The 14,522-nt window shown below is 63.9% G+C and carries 10 protein-coding genes; 2 read left to right on the plus strand and 8 right to left on the minus strand.

Annotated elements, in window-relative coordinates:
• Positions 1-125: 125 nt before the first annotated feature.
• The 4 genes from putP to LCW13_RS05730 all read right to left on the minus strand — a co-directional run bounded on the left by putP (position 126) and on the right by LCW13_RS05730 (position 6,885).
• Positions 126-1,607 carry a sodium/proline symporter PutP gene (gene putP, locus LCW13_RS05715; protein ID WP_153635387.1) on the minus strand — a complete coding sequence of 494 codons (1,482 nt, stop codon included), beginning with the start codon at positions 1,605-1,607 and terminating at the stop codon, positions 126-128.
• 468 nt (positions 1,608-2,075) lie between these two features.
• Positions 2,076-5,255, minus strand: coding sequence for a bifunctional proline dehydrogenase/L-glutamate gamma-semialdehyde dehydrogenase PutA (gene putA, locus LCW13_RS05720; protein ID WP_225348112.1), 3,180 nt, complete (start codon positions 5,253-5,255; stop codon positions 2,076-2,078).
• Between the two features lie 506 nt (positions 5,256-5,761).
• A complete protein-coding gene (locus LCW13_RS05725; RefSeq protein ID WP_153635388.1) occupies positions 5,762-6,520 on the minus strand; it encodes an AraC family transcriptional regulator in 759 nt (252 codons plus the stop codon).
• Positions 6,520-6,885 (minus strand): hypothetical protein, encoded by a 366-nt coding sequence (locus LCW13_RS05730; protein ID WP_043335450.1) that lies wholly within the window; start codon positions 6,883-6,885, stop codon positions 6,520-6,522. The genes LCW13_RS05725 and LCW13_RS05730 overlap by 1 nt, the downstream gene beginning before the upstream one ends.
• A gap of 200 nt (positions 6,886-7,085) precedes the next feature.
• Between LCW13_RS05730 and LCW13_RS05735 the strand changes: the two genes are divergently transcribed.
• Positions 7,086-7,751 carry a helix-turn-helix domain-containing protein gene (locus tag LCW13_RS05735; RefSeq protein ID WP_153635389.1) on the plus strand — a complete coding sequence of 222 codons (666 nt, stop codon included), beginning with the start codon at positions 7,086-7,088 and terminating at the stop codon, positions 7,749-7,751.
• Positions 7,752-7,891: 140 nt separating this feature from the next.
• Here the strand turns inward: LCW13_RS05735 and LCW13_RS05740 are convergent, their stop codons facing one another.
• Genes LCW13_RS05740 through LCW13_RS05750 form a run of 3 tightly spaced genes read right to left on the minus strand, consistent with a single transcriptional unit; the run spans position 7,892 to position 10,823 of the window.
• Positions 7,892-9,412 carry a tripartite tricarboxylate transporter permease gene (locus LCW13_RS05740; RefSeq protein WP_043335451.1) on the minus strand — a complete coding sequence of 507 codons (1,521 nt, stop codon included), beginning with the start codon at positions 9,410-9,412 and terminating at the stop codon, positions 7,892-7,894.
• Positions 9,412-9,849, minus strand: a complete 438-nt coding sequence (locus LCW13_RS05745; RefSeq protein WP_043335453.1) for a tripartite tricarboxylate transporter TctB family protein — start codon at positions 9,847-9,849, stop codon at positions 9,412-9,414. Before LCW13_RS05745 ends, LCW13_RS05740 begins: the two co-directional genes overlap by 1 nt.
• Positions 9,849-10,823 (minus strand): Bug family tripartite tricarboxylate transporter substrate binding protein, encoded by a 975-nt coding sequence (locus LCW13_RS05750; RefSeq protein WP_225347779.1) that lies wholly within the window; start codon positions 10,821-10,823, stop codon positions 9,849-9,851. Before LCW13_RS05750 ends, LCW13_RS05745 begins: the two co-directional genes overlap by 1 nt.
• Before the next feature lie 625 nt (positions 10,824-11,448).
• Here LCW13_RS05750 and LCW13_RS05755 point away from each other — a divergent pair.
• Positions 11,449-13,095 (plus strand): MFS transporter, encoded by a 1,647-nt coding sequence (locus LCW13_RS05755; protein WP_153635391.1) that lies wholly within the window; start codon positions 11,449-11,451, stop codon positions 13,093-13,095.
• Between the two features lie 165 nt (positions 13,096-13,260).
• On the opposite strand, the gene LCW13_RS05760 is transcribed toward LCW13_RS05755, so the two are convergent.
• Positions 13,261-14,217: a Bug family tripartite tricarboxylate transporter substrate binding protein gene (locus LCW13_RS05760; protein WP_225347780.1), complete on the minus strand. Its 957-nt coding sequence runs from the start codon at positions 14,215-14,217 to the stop codon at positions 13,261-13,263.
• Between the last annotated feature and the right edge of the window lie 305 nt (positions 14,218-14,522).

Raw genomic sequence — 14,522 nt, forward strand, 5'->3', positions numbered from 1 at the left:
GACAGCCAGAGTCAGTGAGGACAAGTTGCCATGAACGACAACGCCGCCCCGAGGGGCGGCGTTGTCGTATTGCCGATATGAGCGGCAATAGGTACAGGCTTCAACAATGTGTTGTCACACCTCGATCAGGCGTGGTTCTCGACCTTGTCGAATTCCGTGGTGATCTCATCAGCCGGTGCTGCGCTCATGATGCTGGCCACGTAGATGGCGATGTAGGCGAAGATGACGCCCGGCACGATCTCGTAGAGATCGAAGATGCCACCGGAAAGCTGCTTCCAGACCACCACGGTCACGCCACCGACGATGATGCCGGCCAGCGCGCCGAAGCGGTTCATGCGGCGCCAGTACAGCGACATGATCAGCGCCGGGCCGAAGGCGGCACCGAAGCCGGCCCAGGCGTAGGACACCAGACCCAGCACGCTGGAGTTCGGGTCCAGCGCCAGGATCCAGGCGATGATGGCGATACCGACCACCGCGAAGCGACCGACCCACACCAGCTCGGACTGGGTCGCATCCTTCTTGAACAGCGCCTTGTAGAAGTCATCGGCCAGAGCAGAGGACGATACCAGCAGCTGGGAGTCAGCGGTGGACATCACGGCAGCCAGGATGGCGGCCAGCAGCACGCCGGCAACCGCCGGGTGGAAGATGAAGTTCACCATGACCATGAAGATCTTCTCGCTGTCGGCCAGGTCCTTCGGCACGTAGACGAGACCCAGCAGGCCGATACAGATGGCCGCGAACAGACCCAGTGCAGACCAGACGACGGCGATGGTACGGGCCGCGCCGATGTCCTTCTCGCTGCGGATGGCCGCGAAACGCGCCAGGATATGCGGCTGACCAAAGTAGCCCAGGCCCCACGCCAGTGAGGAGACGATGCCGACCAGGGTCAGCGCTTCGCCGGTGGAGGCGTCACGGAACCATTCCAGCAGCAGCGGGTTCTCGGCAGTGATGCGCGAGGTCGCTTCTGCCACGCCACCCATGTCGGTGAGTGCCACGATGGGCACCACGATCAGGGCAACAGCCATCATCAGACCCTGGATGAGGTCAGTCCACGACACGGCGAGGAAGCCGCCGAAGAAGGTGTAGGACACGATGGCGATGGTACCGACGGTCACGGCGATGGTGTAGTCGAGGCCGAAGACGGTCTCGAACAGCTTGCCACCTGCCACCAGACCGGAGCTGGTGTAGAAGAGGAAGAACAGCAGGATGAAGACGGCCGAGATGACGCGCAACATCTTGGAGTTGTCGCGGAAGCGCTTCTCGAAGTAATCCGGCAGGGTCAGCGAGTCGCTGGCGACGAAGCTGTAGATACGCAGGCGCTTGGCGACGATCAGCCAGTTGAGCCAGGTACCGGCCAGCAGACCGATGCCGATCCAGGCAGCGGACAGGCCGCTGAGGTAGGCAGCGCCGGGCAGGCCCAGCAGCAGCCAGCCGGACATGTCAGACGCACCGGCGGAAATGGCGGATGTCCAGGGGCCCAATGAGCGGCCACCCAGGATGTAATCCGACATGTTGGAGGTGCGCTTGTAGGCCAGCAGGCCTATGCCGAGCATCACCGCCAGATAGATAGCGAACGTGATGAGTATGGTGGGGCTGTTATCGACCATCGTGGAGTAAATCCTTTGCATTTATTGTTGTCGGACGGCGAGCGTCGTGATGATTCACTGCCAGTGACGGTTCCTGTCAGACCGTCGCCGGGAGTCCTGCGTCATGCATCGAACGTCCTTCGAGGGCCATGTCGCGGCGGCTCTCGCAAGTTCCTGCCAATCTTGTACGTTCAGACTAGCGCATAAACGAATCTTCTGACGTTCGTCCGTCCCCGCATATTGCCGTCGAGTCAAAAGGGGAAACGGCAACGGACACCGCAGGGCACGAGCATGAGGGGCCAGTCGCTGGCGATTCATGTCCGTGGGCGTCCCTGTCGGTGTCCGGGGCAGATGACGGCCTGGCGTGCTCGCCGTCATCCACTGGGCATCGTCCTGATGCCCTGTCACCTGGCTACCTCATGCACGTCCAGCATGCAGTCTTCCGCCAGGCATGACCTCTGCTGCTGCCGCGAGAGCAGGCAGCGTCGGTCATTCGTCGCCCATGGCGAGAAGAGACGCGTTGCCGCCGAGAGCCGTGGTGTTGACGGTACGGGTCTTCTCGGTAGCGAAGCGGTGCAGGTAGTGCGGGCCGCCGGCTTTCGGGCCAGTACCAGAGAAGCCCTGACCACCAAACGGCTGTACACCTACCACAGCACCGATGATATTCCTGTTGACGTAGACATTACCAACACGAATTTTCTGTGCAACGGCATTAGCAAAACTTTCGTTTCGCGAATGCACACCGAAGGTCAGGCCGTAGCCGAGGCCATTGATGGTATCGATGACCTTGTCCACTTCGCCGCCTTTCCAGGTCGCGATGTGCAGTACCGGACCGAACTGCTCGCTTTCCAGGCTATCGATGCCATCGATGCGCAGGGCGACCGGCGCAACGAAGGTGCCGTGCTCGGTGATGGTCTTGTCGACGGCGGCTTCGGCGATCACGCGGCCCTGGCTGCGATATTCCTCGATGTGCTTGAGCAGACCGGCACGCGCTTCCTCGTCGATGACCGGGCCGACGTCGGTGCCCAGATCGCGCGGGTCACCGATCTTCAGCTCGTCCATCGCGCCCTTGAGCAGGCCGATGACGCGCTCGGCGACGTCTTCCTGCACGTAGAGCACACGCAGGGCGGAACAGCGCTGACCGGCACTCTGGAAGGCGGACTGCACCACGTCATTGACGACCTGCTCCGGCAGGGCGGTGGAGTCGACGATCATGGCGTTGAGGCCACCGGTCTCGGCGATCAGCGTCGGCAGCGGAGCGTTCTCACGCGCGGCCAGCGAGCGGTTGATGATCTGCGCGGTCTGGGTGGAGCCGGTGAAGCACACGCCAGTGATGCGCGGGTCGCTGGACAGCACGCTACCCACGGTCGGGCCATCGCCCGGCAGCAGCTGGACGACATCGTGCGGCATGCCGGCTTCGCGCAGCAGCTCGACCACGCGGTGAGCGACCAGCGAGGTCTGCTCGGCGGGCTTGGCGACCACGGTGTTGCCGGTGACGGCGGCGGCGACCATCTGGCCGCAGAAGATCGCGACCGGGAAGTTCCACGGGCTGATGCAGGCGAAGACGCCCTTGCCGCCGAGCATGATCTGGTTGTGCTCGCCGGTCGGGCCCTGCAGCTCGGTCGGCTCGGCGAAGTCGGCACGCGCACGGTTGGCGTAGTAGCGGCAGAAGTCGACCGCTTCACGGATCTCGGCGATGCCGTCGGTGAGCAGCTTGCCACCCTCGCGGGAGCACAGGGTCATCAGCTCGGCGGTGTGGGTTTCCATCAGGTCACCGAAGCGCTCGAGAATCGCGGCGCGTTCCTCGACCGGTGTCTGCTCCCAGCGCGGGAAGGCAGCCCAGGCGGCGTCGATGGCCTTGGAGGCTTCCTCGGCGCTGGTCCACTGCACGTGGCCCAGGGTGTCACGACGGTCGAACGGGCAGGTGACGGCCTGACGACGCTCGGCATTGACCTCGACATCGAAGGCCAGCTGCGGACGCACGTCGTAGGTGGTGTCCATGTGCGTGGCCATCTCGTCGATCAGCGGCTGGTACTGGCTATTGATGTTCAGATTGATGCCCCGTGAATTCAGGCGGTCTGCGCCATAGATATTCGGCGGCAGCGCGATGCGTGGGTTGTGGTAGGTCTTGTACTGATTGAGCGTGACCACCGGGTGGGTGCACAGGCTCTCGACCGGCACGCGCGGGTCGACCAGCTGGTGAACGAACGAGGAGTTGGCCCCGTTCTCCAGCAGACGACGCACCAGGTACGGGAGCAGGTCCTTGTGCGCGCCGACCGGCGCATAGATACGGCACCAGGTCCCCTTGGGGGCACGCTTGAGCGCGGCTTCATACAAGGCTTCGCCCATGCCGTGCAGACGCTGGAATTCGAACTGACGTGTCTCGCCGGCGTTGGCCACATCCAGAATGGTGCTGATGGTGTGGGCATTGTGGGTGGCGAACTGCGGGTAGATGCGTCCGCGAGTGTTCTCGGACAGCAGGAAGCGCACGCAGACCAGGTAGCTGACGTCGGTGGAGGCCTTGCGGGTGAACACCGGATAGCCTTCGACACCCAGCTCCTGGGATTCCTTGATCTCGCTGTCCCAGTAGGCGCCCTTGACCAGACGCAGCGGGATCTCGTCGCCTTGCAGGTCGGCGATGCGGTTCAGGTACTGCAGGGTCGGCAGGGCACGCGTCGAGTAGGCCTGCACGACGAGGCCGAACTTGCCCCAGCCGCGGCAGGTGTCGCTCTCGTAGACGGCGCGGAACACTTCCAGCGAGATCTCGAGGCGATCGACTTCCTCGGCATCGATGGTGATGGCGACGTTCAGCTCGCGGGCGATGCCGGCCAGTTCACGCACGCTTGCCACCAGCTCTTCCAGCACCTGCTCACGACGGCCGAATTCATAGCGCGGATGCAGGGCGGACAGCTTGATGGACACGGACGGCGACGGGGTGCCTTCCTTCAGCTTGCGCGAGGTTTCGCCGACGGTGCGGATGGCACGCGCGTAGTCGTCGAAGTAGCCCTTGGCGTCGTCGCGGGTACAGGCCGCTTCACCCAGCATGTCGTAGGAATAGGTGTAGCCCTTGTCGAACAGCGGCTGGGAGCGCTTGAGCGCTTCCTTGATGTCGCGGCCCAGCACGAACTGCTTGCCCATCACCTTCATCGCCTGGTACATGGCGCGGCGGATGACCGGCTCGCCGAGACGATTGACCATGCGGTTGATGAAGGTGGCCGGCTTGCCGTCACCCTTGGGCAGATCCATCTTGATGACGTTGCCGGTCATCAGAAGGCCCCAGGTGGAGGCGTTGACGAACCAGGACTCGCTCTGGCCCAGGTGGGACTTCCAGTCGGCCACGCCGAGCTTGTCCTCGATCAGCGCATCGGCGGTTTCCTTGTCCGGAATGCGCAGCAGCGCCTCGGCCAGGCACATCAGCAGCACGCCTTCCTGGGTGTCGAGGCTGTACTGCTGCAGCAGCTCGTCGATGGAATCGACGGCGGTGTCCATGGTGCGGATCTCGCGAACCAGCTCGGCCGTCTTGTCGCCGATGCGCTTGGCATCCTTGTCTTCGGCGTTCAGCAGCCCGACCAGCTCGCTGACGTAGGCGCTTTCATCGACCAGGTAGTGGTCGCTTAAGCGCGCGAACAGCGCCTCCGGAGACTGCTGCCAGGTGCTGGCGGCCAGCATCTGGTCACTGCGCAGGATGTTGTCCTTGAGCACATTGCCCTTGAGCACCCCTTGCTTGTCGTTTGTCGATGACTGGGCGGCTGTGGACGTGGCTGAGGCGATCGCGGCATTCACTGCACTGGACTGATCGGAGGAAGTGGAGGTGGTCATGGTGCGAACCCCTTGCTGCTGGGCGTCGAAGCGCCGAATGGGATTGCCGAGTCACAGCGCCGGGAGTGATGCAGAACGCATCAGAAAGCGCGACAGCGGCACGTCTGGATGTATGACTGAGAATGTAGGGTGGCGCAGGGGGGCGGGTCTTTCCAATTTCTCGGCTGCACATGTCAAATTCACGGGCATGTCAGAAAAGTGACACGCTTCTCCGACCTTTGTCGAAGGCTGTGCAGCGAAATGATGCGATCTTGTTATACCAAGGTGGTAGAGGCTTGAGGGGCGAATTGAAGAGCGGCGTGCCAGGCACACGGGCGGATCTGACACGCACGCCTCATCGGCTCCTGCCGGCTCGATCAGGACTTGCGCAGTGCCGAAGGCGGGAAGCCGAGATGCTTGCGGAAGGCGTGGGACAGGGCGCTCTGGTTGGCAAAGCCGCAGCGATCCGCGATCTGGGACAGGGAAAGCTCGCTGGTGCCCAGCAGCTGGCGTGCCTCTTCCAGCCGACGGCGCAGCAGATACTGATAGGGCGAGAGGCCGGTCAGGACGCGGAAGCGCTCGCTGAAATGCTGCTCGGAGAGATGCGACTGGCGGGCAAGATCCGCCACGCTGAGGCGCTGGCCGAGATTGGCGTCGATGAAGCGGTTGAGCGCGACCAGATCCAGCTGACGACCACTGGTGCTCAGCGCGCTCATCGGCTCTTCTATGCGTGTGTTCAGGCAGGCGAGGAAGGTGGCGGCGAGCAGGTCGCCCGGCGCCTGCTGGTAGTCGTTGACTTCCGCGAGCATGAATTCGAGATAGCCACGCAGGCGGGTGTCCAGCGTGAAGAAGCGTGGGCGCTCGAAGAGACGCTTGAGCTCGCGATGATGGGCGGTCAGGTAGGGCGCATCATCGGGCAGGTCGAGAATCAGCTGGCGATTCTCGCCGATGCCCGCGTAGTAATGGACATGATCGGCCGGCACGATGCAGCCGGTCAGCGGGCGAATCTCGCCGCCCTGGCCCTCGATCTCGAACTCGGCCAGGCCATCGAGGCCGATCACCAGCTGGTGGTAGCTGTGATCGTGGTGCTCACGCAGGTTGGAGAGCGGGATCAGGCGCATCTCGCTGGCGGCCATCAGGCGCGAGTCTCCGCGACACCGGTGCGGGCACGCAGATGGCCCAGCAGCACGTTGAGCTCTTCACGGCCGGCGCGCGAGAACAGCGCACCGCCCTGGGCCAGCTGCCACGGCCGGGCGTGGTTGTCGAAGATGCCCTGGCAGCGGCGCCGTAGACTCTCCAGATACTCATCATGGCGAATCGGGTAGCCGATCACGCTGTGCCACTCGTTCTCGTTGATCTCGCCGCTGATCGCCTGGTCCAGCACGCGGGCGATATCGCTGTAGTCGGTACGAAAGCGCGGCGTACGCGACATCATCAGCATGGCCACGGTGCCGACGGTGACGATCAGGCAGACCACGAAGGTGATGATGAAGATGGACATGAGCGAACCTTGTGCGGGCGTAACCGGAAATAGTGTGGTAGCTCACCATTCTATCACGCTGCACGGCCAGTATCGTCAGTGCGGCAGGCGCGTCATGTTCTGTCTGTCAGAACGTTATGGCATGATTCAAGTCCATTGAGACGGCATGGCACACGTTGCCTGTCAGCCTCGTTCTTCACCTGCCGTGGGAGCCCCGCCGCATGGCCAATCAACGTGTGGAAGCGGTCGAGCGTGCCTTGACGCTGCTGGAAGCCTTTACCCCCGCGACCCCTCGCCTGACGCTCAACGAGCTGGCGCAGGCCAGTGGTTTCTACAAGAGCACGATTCTGCGGCTGATGGGCTCGCTTGAGCACTTCGGCTATGTGGCGCGTGACAGCCATGGCATCTACTCCATCGGCGCGGCGCTGGGGCGTTTTGCCCAGCTGGCACCGGCGCTGCCGGCCCGCGAGGCTCAGCTGCGCGGCTGGTTGGCGGCGCTGAATGCCGCCAGTGGCGAGACGGCCAGCCTGATGCTGGTCGAGCATGGCCCGCTGGCCGAGGCGCGCCCGGTGGAGGGCGTGACACGCCCGCGTCAGGCGATGTGCCAGTACGCGCATGTCAGCCAGTGGCCGCTGCGTCATCAGCTGGAGGAGGGCGAGCTGGTCGATGAGGCGCTGTCCGCCTTGCTGCAGCAGTGTGTCGACAGTGGCGAGATCGAGACCGGTGAAGCCGCCGGCCTGTCGGTGGCGGCGTTGGCGGTCAGCGTCGCCCAGCATCACGACGAGGGGCTGGCACCGGCGGAAGTCATCGTGCTCAGTGGCCCGACGGCGCGCCTGACGCCTGCCCAGGCCCACCGCCTGCTCGCGCAGTGGCAGCAGGGCAACTGATGCGCGCTCACCAGTGACAGGAGTCTTGAAGTGCTGAAATGACATCGCCCCCGCCGGTCTTGCCGGCGGGGGCGATGTCATTTCAGAGCGCTGTCATTCAGGGCGTGGCACCTCATGAGAGGCGCGGACCCTGGCCAGGATCAGGCGTCGGTGGCGGCCTTGGCGGCGCTCATGCGGCGACGCAGGATGGGGCCGACGATCACCGGCAGCAGCAGACCGGCGATGGCGATGCACCACAGGGTCACGGCCAGCGGGCTGCCGATCAGGATGGTCCAGTCGCCGTCAGACAGCTGCATGGCGTGACGCAGGTTCTTCTCCATCTCTGGCCCCAGCAGCATGCCGAGAATGACCGGCACCAGCGGGATATCCAGCTTGCGCAGGAAGTAGCCAGCGACCCCGAAGGCGACCATGAAGTACAGGTCGAAGGTCGAGTGGCTGATGGAGTAGATGCCCACGAAGGCGACCATGGTCACCACCGGCAGCAGATACTTGGGCGGCACGGACAGCAGCTTGACGAAGATGCCGACCATCGGGATGTTCATCAGCAGCAGGATGACGTTACCGATCAGCAGCGCCGCGATCACGCCCCACACGATGTCGCCGTGCTGGGTGAACATCAGCGGGCCGGGGGTGATGTTGAGCGAGATCAGCATCGCCAGCAGCACCGCGGTGGTACCGGAACCCGGCACGCCCAGCGTCAGCATCGGCACCAGGGCACCAGAGGCGGCGCCGTTGTTGCCGGCTTCCGGGGCGGCCACGCCGCGCGGATCACCTTCACCGAAGTTGCCTTTCTTGCCGAGGATCTTCTTCTCCAGCGTGTAGCTGATGAAGCTGCCCAGCGACGCACCGGCGCCCGGCAACACGCCGGAAATGAAGCCCAGCACACCGCCACGGAAGGAGGTCGGCAGAATCGCGACGATGTCCTTCAGCTTCAGGGTCATCTTGTTCATGGCGATCATCGGCTTGCCTTCACCGGCGTGCTGTTCGATGAAGAACAGCAGCTCCGAGATGGCGAACAGACCGACGATGGCGATGATGAAGTCGATGCCCTCGAACAGCTCCAGCACATCGAAGGTGTAGCGCTGGGTGCCGGTGGAGCCATCGATGCCGACGGTGGCGATCATCAGGCCGATGGCGGCGGCCATCAGCGTCTTGACCGGATTCTTGCCGGTGATGCCGCCCAGGGTGGCGAAGGCCAGCACGAACAGCGCGAAGTATTCCGCCGGGCCGAAGGTCAGCGCGAAGCTGGCCAGCCACGGCGCCATCACGATCAGGCCGATGGTGGCGATCAGGCTGCCGATGAAGGAGGCGATCGCCGAGATGGCCATCGCTTCGGCGGCCTTGCCTTTCTGGGCCATCGGATAGCCATCGAGACAGGTCATCATCGCCGGCTCATCGCCCGGGATGTTGAGCAGGATCGAGGAGATGCGCCCGCCGTACATGGCACCGGCGTAGACCGAGGTCAGCAGGATAAGCGAGGTTTCCGGGCTCAGGCCCAGGGTGAAGGCCAGCGGAATCAGGATGGCCACACCGTTGGCCGGGCCCAGGCCCGGCAGTGCGCCGATCAGGGTGCCCAGGAAGGCCCCCAGCACGGCGAACATCAGATTCTCTGGCTGCAGGGCGATGCCGAAGCCCTGCATCAAGAAGCCAAGACTTTCCATTACGCCACCTCCAGGATGCCCAGCGGCAGTGGTAGCTCAAGCACGAAGTTGAACAGGGCGAAGACGACGATGCCGCCGAGCAGGCCTGTCACGTAAGCGCGAACCGGCTTGGAGCCCATGCGCCAGCACAGGGTGCCGACCGCAGCGGTGGTCGTGACGATGAAGCCCAGCGGCTCAAGCAGTGCGGTGTACAGGCACAGGATGACGATGGCCAGCACCATCTCGGCGCCGGTGCGGCTCCACGGCCATTGCTGGTCCGGGTCGGGGCGCACGATCAGATACAGGCTGCTCAGCGCCAGCACGATCGAGAGCACCGTGGGGAAGGTTTCGGGCCCGATGGACTCGGCCCCGCCGAAGGGTTCCGGGAACTGCTGGGCACCCCAGCCGTACGCGACGGCCAGGGTGAGCATCAGCAGACCAAAGATGCGGTCATTCATCAGCGAATCAGCCCAATGTCCTTGGAAAGGGTCTGGATGTCCTGGATCTGTGCCTTCACGAAGGCATCAAAGTCGGCACCCGATTTGTGGAACGGCATTAGGCCGCTCTTGGTCATCACATCTTTCCATTCTTCGCTTTCATAGACGCTGTCCAGCGTGGTGGTCCAGTACTGCTCGGCATCGTCGCTGACACCGGCCGGGATGTAGAAGCCGCGCCAGTTGGGGGCGACGGCATCGATGCCCTGTTCGCGAGCGGTCGGCACCTCAGCCAGCTTGCCCGGCAGGCGCTCTTCGGAGAGCACGGCCAGCACTTTCAGGTCGCCGGATTCCATGAAGCCCTGAATCTCGGAGATATCACCGGTGAAGGCCTGCACGTGGCCGCCGACGACCTGGGTGATGGCTTCGCCGCCGTTGTTGTAGGACAGGTAGGAGACCTTGGGCAGGTTCTCGACATCGGCAGCCTGGGCGGCGATCAGCACCTTGAGGTGATCCCAGCCACCTGCGGCACTGCCGCCGGCGAACTTGACGGATTTCGGGTCTTTCTTCAGCGCGTCCATCACCTCACTCAGGGTGTTGTACGGCGAATCCTTGGAGACGGCGATGGCGCCGTAGTCCGCGCCCAGTGCGCCGATCCACTCGACCTGGTCCTGATTCATGCCCGGGAACTGGCCCTGGGCCAGACGGGTGGTGGTCGCGGTGGAGGCGGCCACCAGCAGCTGCTCGTCACCGGCACGCTTGGAGACGGTGTGCGCGAAGGCGACACCGCCACCGGCACCGGCCATGTTGATGGTCTGCACGTTGCCCGGCACGAAATCGAGCTCAGACAGGATCTTGCCGACGCTGCGGCAGGTGAAGTCCCAGCCGCCGCCCGGATCAGCCGGCGCGATGCAGTCAACCTTGCCTTTCGGTTCGAAGGCGAAGGCCTGGGCGGACATGGCGGTGACCACCGCAGCTGTCAGGAGTTTGAGTGTCATATGACGTGTCATGGCGACCTCTGGTGTTATTGGATTGTGGTAGCGGCACATGTCGTGAGTCAGGTGCTGGCAGCGGTCGAGCGAGAAACTCGCCCTGCGCCGCGAACCTGACAGCAACCTTACAATTCTGTAAGGCGGAACTTTATTCTGTATGGTGAAATTAGACTGCCGCCCGATGGCTCGCAAGATACCCATTCGTCGCACCGACCTTGGTCGAAAGGCGTATTTGCGCACCTTTGTGGTGCATTTTTGTGAATGATCCGGCGGGATGTCGTGTCGGAATCTGGCGGTTTCCGACGCTCTCTTGCTTCTCTCTTGCTTTTCTCTTGTTCCTCTCTCACTCCTCTCTTGTTTCTCTCTCGCTTCTCTATCGCTGCTCTCTGGCTGCTCTTACTTGCCTCCCTCGCACCTCGCCCAGCAGGCCCGAGCGGGACGCTTGCGTCGCCTGCGTGAGCTGTGCGTTCACGGGCGTCATGGCTTGCTTGTCGTGTTTGAAACGTTATGCGGCGTTGCAGCAGAAGCGTGGCCATTGGGCTTTGGTCTAGCGTGTAGCCGGTAGCCAGACTGCGTGCTGACCGGGTGCCATCGGCAATCGTGCAAGGGGACAGGGGAGGGGAGAAGACTCATGGCCAAGGTGTTGGGCAGTGTGTGGGCGTTGTTGCTGGGTATCGTGCTGATCATGCTCGGCAATGGCATGCACTTCACGCTGATCGGTCTGCGTGGCGGCATCGAGGGCTTCTCCTCGGCGGAGCTGGCGATCGTCACCTCGGGCTACTTCGTGGGCTTTCTCTCCGGCGCGCGCTATACGCCGGTGCTGATCCAGCGGGTCGGGCATGTGCGGGTGTTCGCGGCACTCGGCAGCTTCATCTCGGCGGCCTTGATCGCCTTGCCGCTGCTGACCGAACCCTGGGCCTGGACGTTGCTGCGCCTGCTGATCGGCTTCTGCATGTCAGGCATCTATGTCACGGCGGAAAGCTGGTTGAATGCGGCTGCCAGCAACGAGACGCGCGGCAAGGTGCTGTCGGCCTACATGATGGCGCAGACACTGGGCATCATCGGCGCGCAGGGCCTGTTGACGCTGGGCGACGCCGCGACCTCGGTGCTGTTCATCTGTGCCTCCATCCTGGTGTCGATCTCCTTCGGGCCGATTCTGCTGTCGGCAGCCGTGGCCCCGGTGGTCGAGGTGTCGCGGGCCATGTCGTTCGCGAAACTGTTCAAGGCGTCACCGCTGGGCGCCATCGGCATCTTCCTGCTCGGCAGTGTCTATGCGACCCAGTCGGGGATGGGCGCGGTCTTCGGCACCCAGGTGGGCCTGTCGGGCTCACATATCGCTCTGTTCATCGCCATGCTGTTCGCCGGCGCGCTGGTGTTGCAGACCCCGATCGGCTGGCTGTCGGACCGCATGGACCGCCGCGTGCTCATCTGCGGCCTGTCCGCCGCAGGGGCAGGCTCATGTCTGTTCGGCTGGATGGCGGGCGATGCGCTGTGGCCGTTGATCGCCTCGGCCTTCTTTGCCGGGGGCGTGACCACACCGCTGTATGCGCTGCTGCTGGCCTTCACCAATGATTCGCTGTCGGCCGAGGAGATGCCGGGCGCCTCCGGCGGGCTGGTGTTCGCCTTCGGGCTGGGTGCCATCGTCGGGCCGCTGGCGGCAGGTGGCGCGATGGAGGTGATGGACCCCTACGCCTTCTGGCTGGTGCTGGCGACCACCTTCGTGGCCATCTCGCTGTATGCGCTCTATCAGATCACCCAGCGCGAGATGGTGCCGGTCGAGGAGACCGACAGTTACCTCAACATCCTGCCGACGGCGTCACCGATGGCGGTCGAGGTGGCGGTGGAGTGGGCGCATGAACACGCCGAGGATGAGCAGCTGGCCGCCGAGGCAGCCGAGGCAGCGGCGCAGGAAGAGGCCTTCGAGGTCGCGCTGGAAGAAGCCTTCGAGGAGGCATTGGAAGAGGCGCTGGATGAGGCGTTCGAGGCCAACGTCGCACCGCTGGAGGAGGCGGAGTTGGTGGAGCCGGATCACGAGTACGTGGCAGAGCCGCTGCTCGAGGCTGATGCCGACACGGAAATCGCGTTCGAGACGGAGCGGTTGTCCGAGCTGTTGCCGGGAGCGGAGCCTCGGTCACAGACAGCTTCTGAGACAGGTTCAGGCGCTGACACAGGTTCAAGCTCGGACTCAGAGCCGCACGAAGAGAGAGACCAGGCATCGTCCTATCAATTCGACTCCGAACATCAGCCGCCCAAGGGGCCCTGGCCCTCCATGCCTTGAGGTCGTTGGAAGCCAGTCAGTCGCAAAAAGACGCCACCCCGGCTAACGGGTGGCGTCTTTTTTGGGGCTGCCTTGAGCTTTTGCCAGTCTCGAGCGTTTGCCAGGCGAGCGCGGCGCTCAGGGCTCAAGGGTCTCAGGGAGCCAGTACCTCAGGGCTTCAGTTGATCACTGCAGGCCCAGCTCCTGCGACATCTGCTCGACATCGTTGACCTGCTGGGTGATGAAGCGATCCAACGCCTGGCCGGACTTGTGGAACGGCATCAGGCCGTTGTCCTGCATCACCTGCTGCCACTCGGGCGTCTCGGCCATGCGGTTGAGGGTCTGCTCCCACCAGTCGAAGGCGGCATCCGACGCGCCACCCGGCAGGTAGAAGCCGCGCCAGTTGGGTGCGACCACATCGATCCCCTGCTCACGCGCGGTGGGGATGTCGCTGTACTGGCCGGGCAGACGCTCTTCACTGAACACTGCCAACAGGCGCAGGTGGCCGGATTCGACGAAGCCGCGGGCCTCGGTCATGTCGCCGGTGAAGGCCTCCAGGTGTCCGCCCATCACCTGGGTGATGGCGACGGAGCCGGAGTCGTAGGCGAGGTACGGCAGGGCGCGCAGATTGTCGATGCCCGCCTCACGCGCCGCCATCAGCACCTTGAGGTGATCAAACCCGCCCGCGACATCGCCACCGGCGAAGCGCACCGCCTTGGGGTCTGCCTGCATGGCGGCCAGCAGCTCGTTCAGCGATTGGTAGGGTGAGTCCTCGGCCACGGCAATCACACCGTAGTCGGCGCCGAGAGTCATCAGCCAGCGTACGTCGTCGACCTTGCCGTCCTGATAGGCATGCTGGCCCAGGCGGGTGGTGGTCGCGCTCGAGGCGGCGACGATGACTTGCTCATCGGCGTGGCGCTTGGACTTCACATGCGCGAAGGCGACGCCACCGCTGGCGCCGGGCACGTTGAGGGTCTGCATGCCGGCAGGGATGAGGTTCTGCTCATCCAGCAGGCGGGCCACGCTGCGACAGGTGAAATCCCAGCCACCGCCGGGCTTGGCGGGTGCGATGCACTCCGTCTTGCCCTGCGGGGCGAAGTCGGTCTGTTCGTTCTGCTCCTCTTGGGCGGCGTTGGCGCTCAAGGGTGCCAGCAGGCCAAGGCTGAGCAGCAGGGCAGCAGGGCAGCGGGCAGGGCGCCAGTGCGCTGTCGAGATTGCTTTCTGCGTGAGAAGGGATGGCGTGCAGGGGATGTGGCGTGCATGGCTATCGTGTCCTTGGTGTTCAGCGTCGATCGTTATGGTTATGTCAGTCAGCGTGGCATGGGGCTGAGCGTTGCTGGCTGTCGCACGCTCATGACTGTTGTGATGAGCTTGTGTCGTGAGCTTGCGAGAGTGCGAATGAACGAAAATAGCCTATTTCGGCGAGTCGCGAAAAGGCACGGCAGGCG

It is taken from the genome of Cobetia amphilecti, assembly GCF_020217465.1.
Taxonomy (GTDB): Bacteria; Pseudomonadota; Gammaproteobacteria; order Pseudomonadales; family Halomonadaceae; genus Cobetia; species Cobetia amphilecti.

Excerpts from the sequence above, each read along its gene's own strand:
- putP (WP_153635387.1), bottom strand. The coding sequence starts at position 1,607 with ATGGTCGATAACAGCCCCACCATACTCATCACGTTCGCTATCTATCTG.
- putA (WP_225348112.1), bottom strand. The coding sequence starts at position 5,255 with ATGCTGGCCGCCAGCACCTGGCAGCAGTCTCCGGAGGCGCTGTTCGCG.
- LCW13_RS05725 (WP_153635388.1), bottom strand. The coding sequence starts at position 6,520 with ATGGCCGCCAGCGAGATGCGCCTGATCCCGCTCTCCAACCTGCGTGAG.
- LCW13_RS05730 (WP_043335450.1), bottom strand. The coding sequence starts at position 6,885 with ATGTCCATCTTCATCATCACCTTCGTGGTCTGCCTGATCGTCACCGTC.
- LCW13_RS05735 (WP_153635389.1), top strand. The coding sequence starts at position 7,086 with ATGGCCAATCAACGTGTGGAAGCGGTCGAGCGTGCCTTGACGCTGCTG.
- LCW13_RS05740 (WP_043335451.1), bottom strand. The coding sequence starts at position 9,412 with ATGGAAAGTCTTGGCTTCTTGATGCAGGGCTTCGGCATCGCCCTGCAG.
- LCW13_RS05745 (WP_043335453.1), bottom strand. The coding sequence starts at position 9,849 with ATGAATGACCGCATCTTTGGTCTGCTGATGCTCACCCTGGCCGTCGCG.
- LCW13_RS05750 (WP_225347779.1), bottom strand. The coding sequence starts at position 10,823 with ATGACACTCAAACTCCTGACAGCTGCGGTGGTCACCGCCATGTCCGCC.
- LCW13_RS05755 (WP_153635391.1), top strand. The coding sequence starts at position 11,449 with ATGGCCAAGGTGTTGGGCAGTGTGTGGGCGTTGTTGCTGGGTATCGTG.